This window comes from Methylobacterium sp. D48H, from assembly GCF_053345715.1.
The window spans coordinates 109,532-123,623 of the sequence record NZ_JBKFAP010000013.1 but is presented as its reverse complement, the minus strand read 5'-3'; the positions used below and the strand labels follow the sequence as shown (position 1 = coordinate 123,623).

Genomic DNA, 14,092 nt, shown 5'->3' with positions numbered 1-14,092 from the left:
CGGTCGAGCCATACCTTCGCCACATCCCGCCGCTTCCACGACAGTGTGGTCGGTTCCGAATGCTGTCGCTCGAGCCCGCCCGCACCGCTCGGTCCCGCCGGGACCGGCGGGGGCCGGATCACGACGCGGCGCTTCTTAAGCCGGCCTTCACCGTGATGCGCGACGGTGCCCCGAACTCGGGCGTGCCCGGCGCTCGGCGCGGGCTCTTGGACTGTGAGGGGCGGGGCGGGCGCGCGCGGAGCGGGCAACGCCTCGGGGAGAGTGGGGCAATGAACGTACGCAACCGGCTGGGACGGAAGACGGCACTGATCGGCGCGGCCTTGGTCTCGGCTGCCGGCCTCGCGGGCTGCGAGACCGTCGGCAGCGCGGCCGGCCCGCGGCAATACGCGGTCCTGGAGAAGGACACGACCGGCGCCACGAACGTCAACATCGCCTCCCTGACCGAGGTCGTGCAGCGCAACCCGAACGACGCGGCGGCCTACAACACCCGCGGCGCCGCCTACGCCCGCGCCGGCCAGTTCAACGACGCCATCGGCGACTTCACCAAGGCGATCCAGCTCGATCCGAACTCCGCCTCCGCCTACAACAACCGCGCCCTGGCGAACCGCCAGATCGGCCGCGACGGCCCGGCGCTGCAGGACTTCTCCAAGGCGATCGGGATCGATCCGAATTACGGGCCGGCCTATATCGGCCGGGCCAATGTCGAGCGCGCGCAGGGCAACCTCGACCAGGCGCTGAACGACCTCAACGTCGCGATCCGCCTGAGCCCCGAATCCGCGCAGGCGTACCATGCCCGCGGCCTCGTGAAGCAGAAGCAGGGCCAGGACACCCAGGCGATCGCCGATTTCGACGCCGCCATCGACCGCGACCCGTTCGTGGCCGCGCCCTACGCGGCCCGCGGCCAGAGCCTGATCGCGACCAACCAGTACGCGAAGGCGATCGAAGACTACAACGCCGCGCTCAACGTGAACGCCAAGGACGCCACGTCCTGGGCCTATCGGGGCCTCGCCTACGAGAAGCAGGGCCAGCGCAAGGAGGCGATGGAGAACTACCAGCGCGCCTCGACGATCGACCCCAACAACACCGTCGCGCGGGCCGGCCTCGGCCGCGTGCAGGGCGGTGTCGGCACGCTGTTCAACTGATCGCTCCGTCATCGCGCGCGAGCGGAGCGACGAAGGGCAGCGCGGCACGTTCGAGCGTGGCGCCGCCGGATCGCTCCGCTCCGCCCGCAGGGACGGTGCCGGCGCCTGAGGCGAACTACGCCGCCAGCAGGCCGTTCTCGTCCTGCGTGATCCGGCGCAGGTGGTGGGCGGTGTCGCCGAGCTGGTACTCGATCATGGCGAGCCGCTTGAAGTGGTGGGCGCCGATATACTCGAGCGTCATGCCGATGCCGCCGTGGAGCTGCACCGCCTCCTGGCCGACGTAGCGGCAGGCCTTGTTGATCTGCACCTTCACGGCCGACAGGGCCGCCGCCCGCGCCCCCGCGTCCGGCGTGTCCACCATCATGGCGGCGTAGAGCGCCATGGAGCGGGCCTGCTCCAGCTGGATCAGCATGTCGACGGCGCGGTGCTGCAGCGCCTGGAACGAGCCGACGCTGACGCCGAACTGCTTGCGGGTCTTGAGGTACTCCACCGTGAGCCTGTGGAGCGCGTCCATGGAGCCCACCGCCTCGGCGGCGAGCGCCGCGATCCCGTGCTGCACCACCCGCTCCAGGAGCGGCAGGCCGCCCTCCGGGTCGCCGAGCGCCGCGTCGGCCGGGAGCGTCACGTCGGAGAAGGACACCTCGGCGGCCCGGCCGCCGTCCTGGGTCGGGTAGGCCTCGATGGCGATGCCGGGGGCGTCGGTCGGGACGAGGAACAGGCCGATCCCGCTCGGGTCGCGCCGCTCGCCCGAGACGCGGGCCGAGACCACCATCAGGCCGGCCGCGTCGGCGTTGGGCACGACGCTCTTCGCCCCGCTCAGCACGAAGCCGTCGCCGCTGCGACGGGCGGTCGTCGCCACGTCGGCGAGGTCGTAGCGGGACTGGCGCTCGGTGTGGGCGAGGGTCAGGCGGAGGTCGCCGGCGACGAGTCCCGGGACGAGGCGCTCCCGCTGCGCGGCGCTGCCGCCGAGCCGCAGGGCCGTCGAGCCCAGCACGAGGCTCGCGAGCAGGGGCTCGACCACGAGGTTGCGGCCCACCGCCTCCATGACCAGCATGGTCTCGACCGGGCCGCCGCCGAGGCCGCCTTCGTCCTCGGAGAAGGGCAGGCCGGCGACGCCGAGTTCCGCGAAGGCCGCCCAGCCGTCCTCGGGGAAGCCGAGGGGCGCCTTGAGCCGCGCCTGCCGGCTCTCCAGCGACGGGTAGAGGTCGGCGGCCAGCCGCTCGACGCTGTCGCGCAGGAGCGACTGGTCCTCGTTCAGGTCGAAATCCATGGTGTTCCCCTGGCCTCTCTCCTCCCCCTTGCGGGGAGGAGCCGGAGGTGGGGGTGGTGCAGAAGGCACCGTGGCGCCTCATCCGGGGCCACCCCCACCCCTGACCCCTCCCCGCAAGGGGGAGGGGAAATCGCTCACAGCCCCAGAATGCCCTTGGCGATCACGTTGTGCTGGATCTCGTTCGAGCCGCCGTAGATCGAGACCTTGCGGTTGTTGAAGTAGCTCGGCGCCGCCGCGTCGACCCAGTCGAAGCCGCCGGGCAGGTTGTTGGCCCCGGCCCCGCGCGCGGGTGCCGCCAGGGCGAAGGGCCCGGCGAGCTCCACCAGCAGCTCGGTCGCCGCCTGCTGGAGCTGCGAGCCGCGGATCTTGAGGAGCGACGAGGCCGGGTCCGGCTCCACCGAATCCGCCCTTCCCTGCTTGGCGGCCACCCGCATCTGGGTGATCTCCAGGGCCTTCAGCTCGACCTCGACCTCCGCGACGCGAGACCGGAAGGCGGGATCGTCCCACATTGTGCCGGACCCGGCCGGCATCTCCCGGGCCAGCCGCTTGATCCGCGCGATCCGCTCCTTGGTGAGGCCGATCCGGGCGATGCCGGTGCGCTCGTTGGCCAGCAGGAACTTCGCGTAGTCCCAGCCCCGGTTCTCCTCGCCGACGAGGTTCTCCACGGGCACGCGGACGGCGTCGAAGAAGACCTCGTTGACCTCGTGCCGCCCCTCCAGCGTCAGGATCGGCCGCACGGTGATGCCGGGCGTCGTCATGTCGATGAGCAGGAAGGAGATGCCGCGCTGCTTCTTGGCCTCGAAATCGGTGCGTACCAGGCAGAAGATCCAGTCGGCGTGCTGGCCGAGCGTCGTCCAGGTCTTCTGGCCGTCCACGACGTAGTGGTCGCCGTCGCGCACCGCCTTGGTCTTCAGCGAAGCGAGGTCCGAGCCGGCGCCGGGCTCGGAGAAGCCCTGGCACCACCAGTCGTCGAGATTGGCGGCGCGCGGTAGGAAGCGCGCCTTCTGGTCCTGCCGGCCGAAGGTCGCCAGCACCGGGCCGAACATGTAGCAGTTGAATTGCTGGGGCAGCGGCACCGCCGCCTGGAACAGCTCCTCGGTGTAGATGTAGCGCTGGATCGGGGTCCAGTCCCGGCCCCCCCATTCCTGCGGCCAGTGCGGCACCGCCCAGCCCTTGGCGTTGAGGATCCGCTGGCTCGTGACGTAGTCCTCCTTCGAGAGGCTGCGCCCCTCCGAGACCTTCTTCCGGATCTCCGCCGGGATTTCTTCGCGGCAGAAGCTCCGGACCTCGTCGCGGAACGCGATCTCTTCCGGCGTAAAGCGGAGATCCATCGTCAGCCTCCGATCTCGAACAGGCCGGCGCAACCCTGGCCACCGGCGACGCACATGGTCACGACGGCGTAGCGCGCGCCGCGGCGGCGGCCCTCCAGCAGGGCGTGTCCGACAAGCCGCGCCCCCGACATGCCGAACGGGTGGCCGACCGCGATGGCGCCGCCGTTGACGTTGACCTTCTCGGGGTCGATCCCGAGCGTGTCCCGGCAGTAGACAGACTGGGACGCGAAGGCCTCGTTCAGCTCCCACAGGTCGATGTCGGCGACGCGCAGGCCCTGCCGCTCGAGGAGCCGCGGCACCGCGAAGACCGGGCCGATGCCCATCTCGTCCGGCCCGCAGCCCGCGGAGGCGAAGCCCCGGAAGGTGCCGAGCGGTTCGAGGCCGCGCCGCGCCGCCTCGTCGGCCGACATCAGCACGCTGGCCGAGGCGCCGTCCGAGAGTTGGCTGGCATTGCCCGCCGTGATGTAGGCACCCTCCCCGCGCACGGGCTTGAGCTTGGCGAGACCCTCCAGAGTCGTGTCCGGCCGGTTGCCCTCGTCCTTGGCGAGCCGGGTCTCGACCTCCCGGGTCTCGCCGGTGGCCTTGTCGGTCACCGCCATGACGGCGCTCATCGGGACGATCTCGTCGTCGAACAGCCCGCGTTCCTGCGCCGCCGCGGTCCGTCGCTGGCTCTCCAGGGCGAAGTGGTCCTGCGCGTCCCGGGAGATCCGATAGCGCTCCGCCACGATGTCGGCGGTCTCGATCATCGGCATGTAGATCGCCGGCAGATGCGCTTCCAGCCACGCGTTGCGGGTCAGCTCCCGCTGGACCTTCGGCTGGACGAGGCTGATCGACTCGACGCCGCCGGCCACTGCCACCGGCACACCGTCGAGGATGATCCGGCGCGCCGCGCTGGCGATCGCCTCCAGGCCCGAGGCGCAGAAGCGCGAGACGGTGACGCCGGCCGACTCGACCGGGATCCCCGCCACCAGGGCCGCGTGGCGGGCGACGTTGCCGCCCGTGGCGTTCTCGGGATAGCCGCAGCCGAGCACCACCTCCTCGACCGCCCCGGGCTCCAGGCGCGCCCGGTCCAGGGCGCCGCGGATCGCGTGGGCCGCGAGGTCGGCGCCGCGGGTGAGGTTCAGCGCGCCGCGATGCGCCTTGCCGATGGGCGTGCGGGCGGTCGAGACGATCACCGCGTCGGTCATGATCGCTCTCCCGCTCAGGCGTTCTTCAGGCCGGCGAAGCTGCCGCCCTCGGCGGCGAGCTTCTTGAGGAGCGGCGCCGGCTCCTGGCTGTCGTCGCCGGTCTCGGCCGCGAAGCGCGACAAGGCTTCGGCGACGGTCTTCAATCCGACCGTGTCGGCCCAGTGCATCGGGCCGCCGCGCCAGGCGGGCCAATTGTAGCCGTTGATCCAGATCGTATCGATGTCGCCGGGCCGGGCCGCGATGCCCTCCTCCAGGATCCGCGCGCCCTCGTTGACCATCGGGTACATGAGTCGCGCGACGATCTCGTCGGCCGTGAAGCTGCGGCGCGCGACGCCGTGCTCGGCGGCGACGCGCGCGATCAGCGCCTCCACCTCCGGGTCGCGCGTGCCGGCGCGGGCGCCGTCCGGGTAGAGATAGAAGCCGCGGCCCGTCTTCTGGCCGAACCGGCCCTGCTCGGCGAGCGAGTCCGCCACCGGCGCCCGGCCGCCGAAATCCTTGCGCGAGCGCCAGCCGATATCGAGTCCCGCGAGGTCGCCCATGGCGAAGGGGCCCATCCGGAAGCCGAAGCCGGTCACCGCAGCGTCGACCTCGTGCGGCAGAGCTCCTTCGAGCAGCAGCCGCTCGCCGGCCCGGCTGCGGCGCTCCAGCATCCGGTTGCCCACGAAGCCGAAGCAGACGCCCACCGTCACCGGCAGCTTGTTGAGCCGCTTGCCCAGGTCCAGCGCGGTGGCCAGCACGTCCGGCGCGGTTCTCTCCGCACGGACCACCTCCACGAGGCGCATGACGTTGGCCGGGCTGAAGAAGTGCAGGCCGAGCACGTCCTGCGGCCGGCCCGTCACCGCCGCGATGGCGTTCACGTCGAGGTAGGAGGTGTTGGTGGCCAGGATCGCGCCCGGATTGGCGACCTGGTCGAGCTTGGAGAAGATCTCGCGCTTGACGCCCATGTCCTCGAAGGCCGCCTCCACGACGATGTCGGCCTCCCCGGCGTTCTCCAGACCGAGCGCGCCCCTGATCCGGCCGACCCGCTCGTCGCGCTGGGCCTCGGTGATCGAGCCGCGCTTGGCCGAGCCGGCGTAGAGCCCCCTCACCCGGTCGAGGCCGCGCGCCAGGGCGCCCTCTTCCGTCTCGATCACCGTCACGGGGATCCCGGCATTGGCGAAGCACATGGCGATGCCGCCGCCCATCGTGCCGGCGCCGATCACCGCGGCCGTGCGGACGGCGCGGCGGGGCGTGTCCTTCGGCAGGCCGGGCACCCGGCCGGCCTCGCGCTCGGCGAAGAAGGCGTAGCGCAGGGCCTTCGAGCGCGGATCCTCCACCAGGGTGCGGAACTCGGCCCGCTCCACCGCCACGGCGGCATCGAAATCCTGCTCCAGGCCCGCGCGCACCGCCCGCGCCAGGGCGTGAACGTTGGTGGCGTCGGGATCGCGCTTCACCGCCTCGGCGGCCTGCGCCTCGAATTTTTCCCGCGCCTCCGGCGTCAGCGTCTCGGACCGGTCGCGCGCGCGTGGCAGGGCGCCGGAATCGGCGAGTTCCAGGGCGCGGGTGCGCGCTTCCGCGACGAGGTCGCCGAGCACCACGGCGTCCACGATGCCCAGCGCCGCCGCCGTCTCGGCGGAGACCGGCTCGCCGGTGAGCATCATCGCGAAGGCGGCGTCGGGCCCGATCAGGCGAGGAAGGCGCTGCGTGCCCCCCGCCCCCGGGATGATCCCGAGCTTGATCTCCGGCAGGCCGATCCGCGCCGACGGGGCCGCGACGCGGCCGTGGCAGGCCATCGCCAGCTCCAGGCCGCCGCCGAGGGCCGCGCCGCCGATCGCCGCCACCACCGGCTTCGGGCTGGCGTCGAGCCGGTCCAGGATGTCCGGCAGGCTCGGCGGGCGCTGCGGCTTGCCGAACTCGCCGATATCGGCGCCGCCGACGAACACCTTGCCCTCCGCGGCCAGGACGACGGCCCGGACCGACGCGTCCGCGATGGCGTTCGTCAGGGCCTCGTCGAGGGCCGCCCGCAGCGCGGCGCCCAGCGCGTTGACCGGCGGGTTGGCGAGCGTGAGCACGGCCACGCCGCCGTCGACCTCCTGACGAACCACCCGATACTCCCCGTTGTTCTGCAATGCAGAATAAGTGTCCGCATTTCGGCGGGATGTTGGTCCGAGTGCCCGCCAGCGTCAAGGACGGGCAAGGTCTGTCATCGAAGTGCGGCCACCTGTTCTGCAATGCAGAAAACTAGTGCCTCGGCCGTTTGACCCGCGGCCCGGGGCCATGTCATCACAACGGCCCTGAACGAGACTCGGTTGCGGACGCCGCCCGGCGCGCGAAGGCCGGGCCGCCGGAGGCAGGGGGAGGATCGCGGTGCGCGGCAAGGATCGGGGCGAGCGGCCCGGGGGCGCCTGTCCGGCGCGGGTTTCGGCAGAGGGGAGCGGGCGGTGAGCGACGGTCCCGAGCGCGACCCGGGCGGGCGCCTGCCCGAGATCCTGCGCGGCCGGCTCGCCCTGCCGGTGATCTGCGCCCCGATGTTCATCGTCTCCGGCCCGGAGCTGGTCATCGCCCAGTGCCTGTCCGGGGTCGTCGGCTCCTTCCCCGCGCTGAATGCCCGGCCGGCCGAACTCCTCGACGCGTGGCTCGCGCGGATCACGCAGACGCTCGCGGAGGCCCGCGCCGCCGACCCGTCGCGGCGGGTCGCGCCGTTCGCGGTGAACCAGATCGTCCACGCCTCCAACGACCGGCTGGCGCAGGATGTCGAGGCCTGCGTGCGGCACCGTGTGCCGATCATCATCACCTCCCTACGGGCACCGGACGCGGTGATCCGCCCGGTCCACGCCTATGGCGGGGTCGTGTTCCACGACGTCACCAATGTCCGACACGCCGAGAAGGCGCTGGAGGCCGGCGTCGACGGGCTGATCCTGGTCTGCGCCGGGGCGGGCGGGCACGCGGGGACACTGAGCCCTTTCGCCCTGGTGGGCGAGATCCGGCGGTTCTACGACGGGCCGCTGATCCTGTCGGGGGCGATCACCTCGGGCTCCGCGATCCTGGCGGCCCAGGCCATGGGCGCCGACCTCGCCTACATGGGCACCCGCTTCATCGCCACCCGGGAGGCGAACGCGGCGGCGGCCTACAAGGACATGATCGCCGGCAGCGCGGCCGCCGACATCCTCTACACCCCCTACTTCACCGGCGTTCCGGGCAACTACCTGACGCCGAGCATCCGCGCCGCCGGGCTCGATCCCGAGGCCCTGCCGGTGCGCGACAAGACCGCGATGAACTTCGGCAGCGCCAGCGTGAAGGCGTGGCGCGACGTCTGGGGTGCCGGCCAGGGTGTCGGTACCATCGCGGACGCGCCGGCGACCGCCGACCTCGTCGCCCGGCTCGCCCGGGAATACGCGGCGGCGCGGGCGCGGACGGCCGGCAGCGCCGCGGACTACGCCGCGGACTACGTCGCAGACCGCGACGGCGGGACCTTTCCGTGAGCGTCCGCCTCGCCGATCCGGAGCCCGGGATCCGGCTCGTCACGATCGACCGGCCTGAGCGGCGCAACGCCCTCGACCGGGCGACCTACGCGGGCCTGACCGGCGCCCTGGAGGCCGCGGGACGGGACGCGGAGGTGCGCGCCCTGGTCCTCACCGGCGCAGGCGGCTGCTTCACCGCCGGCAACGATCTCAAGGATTTCCAGGACGTCGAGACCGGTGGCGACAGTCCCGGCCTCACCTTCCTCAAGGCCCTGCGCGCCTGCCCGCTCCCGGTCGTGGCCGCCGTGGAGGGCCACGCGGTCGGCATCGGCACGACGCTGCTGCTCCACTGCGACCTCGCCTACGCGGGGGACGGGGCGCGGTTCCGCCTGCCCTTCACGGCCCTGGGCCTCAGCCCGGAGGGCGGGTCGAGCTACCTGCTGCCCCTGGTGGCGGGATCGAAGCGCGCGGCCGAGCTGCTGATGCTCGGTGAGCCCTTCACGGTCGCGGACGCCGCCGCGGCCGGCCTGATCAACGCTGCCGTCCCGGCCGGGACGGCCCTGGAGACCGCACTCGCCAAGGCGCGCGCGCTCGCCGCCCTGCCCCGGGTCTCGATCGCCGCCACCAAGCAGGCGCTGCGGCGCGGCCACGACGACAGCGTCGCCCGCGCCCTCGACGCCGAGGCGGAGGTCTTCCACGCCCTCCGCCGCGGTCCGGCGGCGCAGGCGGCCTTCGCGGCGTTCCTGCGCCGATGAGCGGGCGGATGGAGGTGGAGGCCGGCCCGCGCGCCGGATCCGACATCGGGCTCGACACGGCCGAGCCCGACACGGCCGAGCCCGACGCGGCCGGCGCCGGCGCGAAGGAGGACCGGCACTTCGTCACGGCCCTGGCCCGGGGGCTGTCGGTGCTCGCCTGCTTCGGCCCGGGGCGCACGAGCCTCGCCAACCACGACATCGCGGAGGCCTGCGGCCTGCCGCGCTCCACCGTGTCGCGGCTGACCTACACGCTGACCAAGCTCGGCTACCTGCAGCACATGCCCGAACTCGGCCGCTACCGGCTCGGCACCGCCACCATCGCGCTGAGCTCGGCCGCCCTGGGCGGCCTCGACGTCCGCGCCATCGCCCGGCCGGTGCTGCGCGCGGTCGCGGAGGCGGCCAACGCCTCGGTCGGCCTCGGGGTGCGGGACCGGCTCAGCATGCGCTACGTCGACTGCCAGCGCGGCCCGGCGGCGATCTCGCTCAACCTCGACACCGGCTCGCGCATCTCGCTGGCCCGCAGCGCCATGGGCCGCGCCTACGTGGCGGTCTGCCCGGACCGGGAGCGCGCGGGCATCTACGAGGACCTGAAGGCGCTGGATCCCGTGGCCTGGCCGGTGCTGCGCGCCGGCCTCGACCGGGCGGTGGAGGAGCACCGGGAACTCGGCTGCTGCACCTCGTTCGGCGAGTGGCAGGAGACGGTCTGCGCCATCGCGGTGGGGTTCCATCCCGGCGGCGGGCTGCCGCCCATGTCGGTCAATTGCGGTGCCCCCACCGTCATCACCGACGCGCGCTTCCTCCTGGAGGTGGCGCGCCCGAGACTGATCGACGCCGTGCGCAGCCTCGACGGCGTCATGGGAGCCTGAGGACCATCGCGATGGATGCCGTTGCCGACCTGCCGCTCGCCGGAATCCGCGTCCTCGACCTGTCCCGGGTCCTGGCCGGGCCCTGGTGCGCGCAGGTGCTGGGCGATCTCGGCGCCGACGTGATCAAGGTCGAGCATCCGGAGCGCGGCGACGACACCCGCGACTGGGGCGTGCCGACGAGCCCCGGCAACACCTCGTATTTCGACAGCGTGAACCGCAACAAGCGCTCGATCGGCGTCGACCTCGCCACGCCGGAGGGGCTGGCGATCGTCAAGGCGCTCGCCCGCGAGAGCGACGTGCTGGTCCAGAACTTCAAGACCGGCGGGGCCGAGAAGCTCGGCCTCGGCTACGCGGACCTGTCGGCGGAGAATTCCGGCCTGATCTACTGCTCGATCGCCGGCTACAGCTCCGACGGCTCCGAGGCCGGCCGGCCCGGCTACGACCTCGTGGTCCAGGGCGAATCCGGCGTGATGGCACTCAACGGCGAGGCCGGGGGACCGCCCCTCAAGTTCGGGGTCGCGGCGGTCGACCTGTTCACCGGCCAGTTCGCCGCCCAGGCGGTGCTGGCGGCCCTGTACCAGCGGGAGCGGACCGGGCGCGGCCGGACCGTCGACCTCGCCCTGTTCGATTGCGGCGTGGCGCTGACCTCCTATTACGGCCTGGAGGCGCTCGCCCGGGGGATCGATCCGCCCCGCTACGGCAACGCCCACCCGTCGATCGTGCCCTACGGGGTGTTCGAGGCCGGCGACGGGCCGGTGGTGATCACGGTCGGCAACAACGGGCAGTACCGCCGCTTCTGCGAGCAGGTGCTGGAGCGGCCGGACTGGGTCGCTGACCCGCGCTTCGCCACCAACCTCGACCGCTCGCGCAACCGCGCCGCCTTCATCCCCGTGCTGGAGGCAGAGCTCGCCACGTGGGAGCGCGCGCCGCTGATCGCGCGGTTGAGGGCGGCGGGCATCCCCTGCGGCGAGGTGATGGGCCTGCGCGAGGCGCTCACCTGCGACCGCGCCCGGGAGGCCGGGCTGGTGGTCGCGGCACCGGAGGCGGCATCCGCGAACGCCCACGTCATCGCCCCGCCCTACCGGCTCGACGGTCGCCGGCTGCCGGTGCGGCGCATGCCGCCCGGCCTCGGGGATTCGAGCGCCGAGATCCTGGCCGAGCACCTGGACTACCCCGAGGCCGCGCGCGACGCGCTGCGGGCGAAGGGCGTGGTCCGCTAGGCGGCCGCCGCCCGCCGGCGCGCGCCCCGGCCTAACGCAGCACGCCCTCGGCGAGGGCCCGCTGGATGCCCCGGACATCCGCGCCCTTCTTCAGGGTGCGCTGGATCGGCTCCGCCGCCCCCGAGACCCAGATCTTCAACTCGGCGTCGAGGTCGAACGTGCCGGCGGTCTCGACCGAGAAGCGCACGATCGCGCGGTACGGCACCGACAGGAACTCGACCTTGCTGCCGGTCACGCCCTGGACGTCGATCAGGATGACGCGGCGCTCGGTGAACACGAACACGTCCCGGATGATCTTGAAGGCGAGCCGCGCCGTCTCGCCCTCGATCAGGATGCCGTCGAGCCGGCGCTCCAGGGAGGCCGCGTCAACGGCCGAGCCGTGTCCGAGCAATCCGTCCAGTAGGCCCATGGCCGCTCATCTCGTGCTGGTCCGCGTCGATGCCGAGGATGGCGCCTGAGCGCCGCCGCGGCAACCGCCCGCCGTCAGGCGCAGGTCGGGGCGTCCGACGGCCCTTCGGGCCGGCACCGGGCGTCGAAGCTTCGCGCGAGCTCGGCGAGGCTGACGGAACCGAGCCGCGCGACCAGGAGCGCCTCGGCCTCGCGCAGCGTGTCCTCGACCGCCGCGTTGACGACCTTCTCGACCGCGCAGGCCGGGTTCGCGCGATCGCTGCCGATCGCGAAGATGCGGGGACCCCCGACCGCGCGGTGGACGTCGAGCAGCGAGACCGCGTTCAGGTCCGCCGCGATGGACCATCCGCCGCCGTGCCCCTTCTCGGATTTCACGTAGCCCGCGTTCCGGAGCCCGGCCATCGTCCGCCGGACGACCACCGGGTTCGTCCCGAGCATCCGCCCGATCGCCTCGGACGTCATCGGTCCGTCGTGGCGGGCCATGTGAAGCAGCACATGGAGCGTCCGGGAGAGGCGGCTATCGGTGCGCACCCGCCGATCCATCACACCGGGCCCGGGATTGGCAACCGCGCCCGATCACGATACTTATCAAGTTACGTGATGGAGCGGAGCTGAAGCATTGCGCGAGTTCGAGGACCCCGATCGGTGGGACAAGGTCGCCGAACACTACGCGACGACCGCCCACCCGTTCACCGCGCGCTTCGCCGAGGCGGCGCTCGCGCGGGTGCCGCTGACCGAGAGCAGCCGCGTCCTCGACGTCGCGGCCGGCACCGGCGCCCTCGCGCTGGCCGCGGCGCGGACGGGGGCGCAGGTCCTCGCGGTCGATTTCGCGCCCGGCATGGTCGCGCGCATCGCCGGCGCGGCCCTGCCCAACGTCGACGCGCGGGTCATGGACGGCCAGGCCCTCGACCTGCCCGACGGCGGCTTCGACGCGGTGTTCTCGATCTTCGGGGTGATCATGTTCCCCGACTGGCGGAAGGGCCTCGCCGAGATGGCGCGCGTGACGCGACCCGGGGGACGGGGCGTCGTCGCGACGTGGCAGGACCAGGGCGCGGCGACGTTCCTGCTGCTCGGCGAGATCCGCCGCCGGCTGTTCCCCGAACGCGAGAGCCGGGCGATGCCCGACGGGGTGCGGGCGCTCGGCGATCCGGCCGGGTTCACCCGGGAACTGGTCGCGGCCGGGTACGCGGCCCCGCGGATCGACCGCGTGACCTTCGACTACGTGCTCGACGTCGCCCTGCTCGACGACCCCGACACGGTGTTCGGCCTGTCGCCGGACTGGGTCGACCTGAGCGCGGACGACCGGGCCGCGGTGATCGCGGAGGCGCGGCGCATGGCGGCCGGACGACCCGTCCTGCCGATCCCCTCCACCGCGCTGATCGGCGTCGCGGAGCGCTGAGCGCCGCTTCGGCGCGGGACCCGGCGCCTCAGCGGGTCGCGCGCGCGTCCGCGAGCCGCGCCCGCGCGTCGTCCAGAACCCGGGTCAGGGCCGCGTCCCACGAGACCCGCGGCTGCCAGCCGGTGGCGGCGTGGAGGCGGCCGGCATCGCCCGCGGCCAGGGGGATCTCGGTCGGCCGCACCCGCTCCGGGGCGATGCGGATCTCGAACGGGACCCGGGCCCGGGCGCGCAGGTCCTCGAGGACGCTGGCGATCGTCCGCGGCTGGCCCGAGCTGATGTTGAACACGCTCCCGTCCGCCAGCGAGTCCGCCCGGCCGATCAGGTCGGCGTAGGCGTTCGCCACGTCGGCGACGTCGAGGAAGTCGCGGTAGGACGAGAGGTTGCCGACCTCCAGGCAGGGCGGCACGAGGCCGGCCTCGATCCGGGCGATCTGTCCCGCGAAGGAGGCCACGACGAAGCGCTCGTCCTGCCCGGGACCGATATGGTTGAACGGCCGCAGCACGACGAGCTTCACGCCGATGCGGGGCAGCAGGTCGCGGAGCAGCTGCTCGCCGACCCATTTCGACCGGGCGTAGGTGTTGCGCGGCAGGGGCTCGACCGCCTCGCTGAGGGCGTGGCCGGCGAGGAACGCGCTGCCGTAGACCTCGCCGGAACTGACGAAGAAGAAGGTGCAGCCCGGCACCGCCTCCACCGCGGCCACGAGGTTCATCAGGCCGTTGACGTTGACCCGCCACGTCTGGCCCGGGCCGCTCGCGGAATCCGCCACCGAGGCGAGGCCCGCCAGGTGCAGGATCGCGGTCGGCCGGAACCGCGCCACGAAGCCGCCGAGTGCGGTCTCGTCGAGGAGGTCGATCGCCGCGTAGGTGACGCCCTCCGGCAGGCGCGGCGACCGCCCCCGCCCGATCCCGGCCACGCAGTCGCCCGCCCGCGCCGCCGACCCCGCCGCCGACCCCGCCGTAGCCCCCGCCAGGAGCGGCAGGACGTGGCCGCCCACGAAACCGGCCGCCCCGGTGACGAGGACGCGCCGCGGGGCCGGGCCGCCGGACCCGTGGGGAGAGGGCGCGCTCACGGCGC

General features: G+C 73.1%; 13 protein-coding genes. 6 read left to right on the top strand and 7 right to left on the bottom strand.

Annotated elements, in window-relative coordinates; all coding sequences use genetic code 11:
- The first annotated feature begins 269 nt into the window (after positions 1-269).
- Complete coding sequence (locus tag ACLBX8_RS20325; RefSeq protein WP_020092402.1) at positions 270-1,142, top strand: tetratricopeptide repeat protein; 873 nt, start codon at positions 270-272, stop codon at positions 1,140-1,142.
- 115 nt (positions 1,143-1,257) lie between these two features.
- On the opposite strand, the gene ACLBX8_RS20320 is transcribed toward ACLBX8_RS20325, so the two are convergent.
- The 4 genes from ACLBX8_RS20320 to ACLBX8_RS20305 form a co-directional block, all read right to left on the bottom strand.
- Positions 1,258-2,412 (bottom strand): acyl-CoA dehydrogenase family protein, encoded by a 1,155-nt coding sequence (locus ACLBX8_RS20320; RefSeq protein ID WP_447700187.1) that lies wholly within the window; start codon positions 2,410-2,412, stop codon positions 1,258-1,260.
- Between the two features lie 134 nt (positions 2,413-2,546).
- Positions 2,547-3,743 (bottom strand): acyl-CoA dehydrogenase family protein, encoded by a 1,197-nt coding sequence (locus ACLBX8_RS20315; RefSeq protein WP_447700188.1) that lies wholly within the window; start codon positions 3,741-3,743, stop codon positions 2,547-2,549.
- A 2-nt stretch (positions 3,744-3,745) separates the two neighbouring features.
- Positions 3,746-4,930 carry an acetyl-CoA C-acyltransferase gene (locus ACLBX8_RS20310; protein WP_447715670.1) on the bottom strand — a complete coding sequence of 395 codons (1,185 nt, stop codon included), beginning with the start codon at positions 4,928-4,930 and terminating at the stop codon, positions 3,746-3,748.
- Between the two features lie 14 nt (positions 4,931-4,944).
- Positions 4,945-7,014 (bottom strand): 3-hydroxyacyl-CoA dehydrogenase NAD-binding domain-containing protein, encoded by a 2,070-nt coding sequence (locus tag ACLBX8_RS20305; RefSeq protein WP_447700190.1) that lies wholly within the window; start codon positions 7,012-7,014, stop codon positions 4,945-4,947.
- 336 nt (positions 7,015-7,350) lie between these two features.
- On the opposite strand from ACLBX8_RS20305, the gene ACLBX8_RS20300 reads away from it, so the two are divergent.
- From ACLBX8_RS20300 to ACLBX8_RS20285, 4 genes are read left to right on the top strand one after another with little or no spacing between them, the layout of a single operon-like run.
- Positions 7,351-8,391, top strand: a complete 1,041-nt coding sequence (locus tag ACLBX8_RS20300) for an NAD(P)H-dependent flavin oxidoreductase (RefSeq protein WP_447700191.1) — start codon at positions 7,351-7,353, stop codon at positions 8,389-8,391.
- The gene (locus ACLBX8_RS20295) at positions 8,388-9,125 is read left to right on the top strand and encodes an enoyl-CoA hydratase-related protein (RefSeq protein WP_447700192.1); all 738 of its coding nucleotides are present in this window, start codon (positions 8,388-8,390) and stop codon (positions 9,123-9,125) included. The genes ACLBX8_RS20300 and ACLBX8_RS20295 overlap by 4 nt, the downstream gene beginning before the upstream one ends.
- The gene (locus tag ACLBX8_RS20290) at positions 9,122-9,991 is read left to right on the top strand and encodes an IclR family transcriptional regulator (RefSeq protein WP_244491829.1); all 870 of its coding nucleotides are present in this window, start codon (positions 9,122-9,124) and stop codon (positions 9,989-9,991) included. Before ACLBX8_RS20295 ends, ACLBX8_RS20290 begins: the two co-directional genes overlap by 4 nt.
- An 11-nt stretch (positions 9,992-10,002) precedes the next feature.
- The gene (locus tag ACLBX8_RS20285; protein WP_447715669.1) at positions 10,003-11,211 is read left to right on the top strand and encodes a CaiB/BaiF CoA transferase family protein; all 1,209 of its coding nucleotides are present in this window, start codon (positions 10,003-10,005) and stop codon (positions 11,209-11,211) included.
- 31 nt (positions 11,212-11,242) lie between these two features.
- Here ACLBX8_RS20285 and ACLBX8_RS20280 read toward each other — a convergent pair whose 3' ends face one another.
- Both ACLBX8_RS20280 and ACLBX8_RS20275 read right to left on the bottom strand, forming a co-directional pair.
- Complete coding sequence (locus tag ACLBX8_RS20280) at positions 11,243-11,620, bottom strand: PH domain-containing protein (RefSeq protein WP_020092393.1); 378 nt, start codon at positions 11,618-11,620, stop codon at positions 11,243-11,245.
- Positions 11,621-11,694: 74 nt separating this feature from the next.
- The gene (locus ACLBX8_RS20275; RefSeq protein WP_447715668.1) at positions 11,695-12,150 is read right to left on the bottom strand and encodes an Rrf2 family transcriptional regulator; all 456 of its coding nucleotides are present in this window, start codon (positions 12,148-12,150) and stop codon (positions 11,695-11,697) included.
- Positions 12,151-12,238: 88 nt separating this feature from the next.
- Here ACLBX8_RS20275 and ACLBX8_RS20270 point away from each other — a divergent pair, with 88 nt between their 5' ends.
- A complete protein-coding gene (locus ACLBX8_RS20270) occupies positions 12,239-13,018 on the top strand; it encodes a class I SAM-dependent methyltransferase (protein ID WP_447715667.1) in 780 nt (259 codons plus the stop codon).
- A gap of 28 nt (positions 13,019-13,046) precedes the next feature.
- On the opposite strand, the gene ACLBX8_RS20265 is transcribed toward ACLBX8_RS20270, so the two are convergent.
- The gene (locus ACLBX8_RS20265) at positions 13,047-14,087 is read right to left on the bottom strand and encodes a GDP-mannose 4,6-dehydratase (protein WP_447715666.1); all 1,041 of its coding nucleotides are present in this window, start codon (positions 14,085-14,087) and stop codon (positions 13,047-13,049) included.
- Positions 14,088-14,092: the final 5 nt, after the last annotated feature.

Coding starts and splice junctions, on each gene's coding strand:
- ACLBX8_RS20325 (WP_020092402.1), top strand. CDS start 270: ATGAACGTACGCAACCGGCTGGGACGGAAGACGGCACTGATCGGCGCG.
- ACLBX8_RS20320 (WP_447700187.1), bottom strand. CDS start 2,412: ATGGATTTCGACCTGAACGAGGACCAGTCGCTCCTGCGCGACAGCGTC.
- ACLBX8_RS20315 (WP_447700188.1), bottom strand. CDS start 3,743: ATGGATCTCCGCTTTACGCCGGAAGAGATCGCGTTCCGCGACGAGGTC.
- ACLBX8_RS20310 (WP_447715670.1), bottom strand. CDS start 4,930: ATGACCGACGCGGTGATCGTCTCGACCGCCCGCACGCCCATCGGCAAG.
- ACLBX8_RS20290 (WP_244491829.1), top strand. CDS start 9,122: ATGAGCGGGCGGATGGAGGTGGAGGCCGGCCCGCGCGCCGGATCCGAC.
- ACLBX8_RS20285 (WP_447715669.1), top strand. CDS start 10,003: ATGGATGCCGTTGCCGACCTGCCGCTCGCCGGAATCCGCGTCCTCGAC.
- ACLBX8_RS20280 (WP_020092393.1), bottom strand. CDS start 11,620: ATGGGCCTACTGGACGGATTGCTCGGACACGGCTCGGCCGTTGACGCG.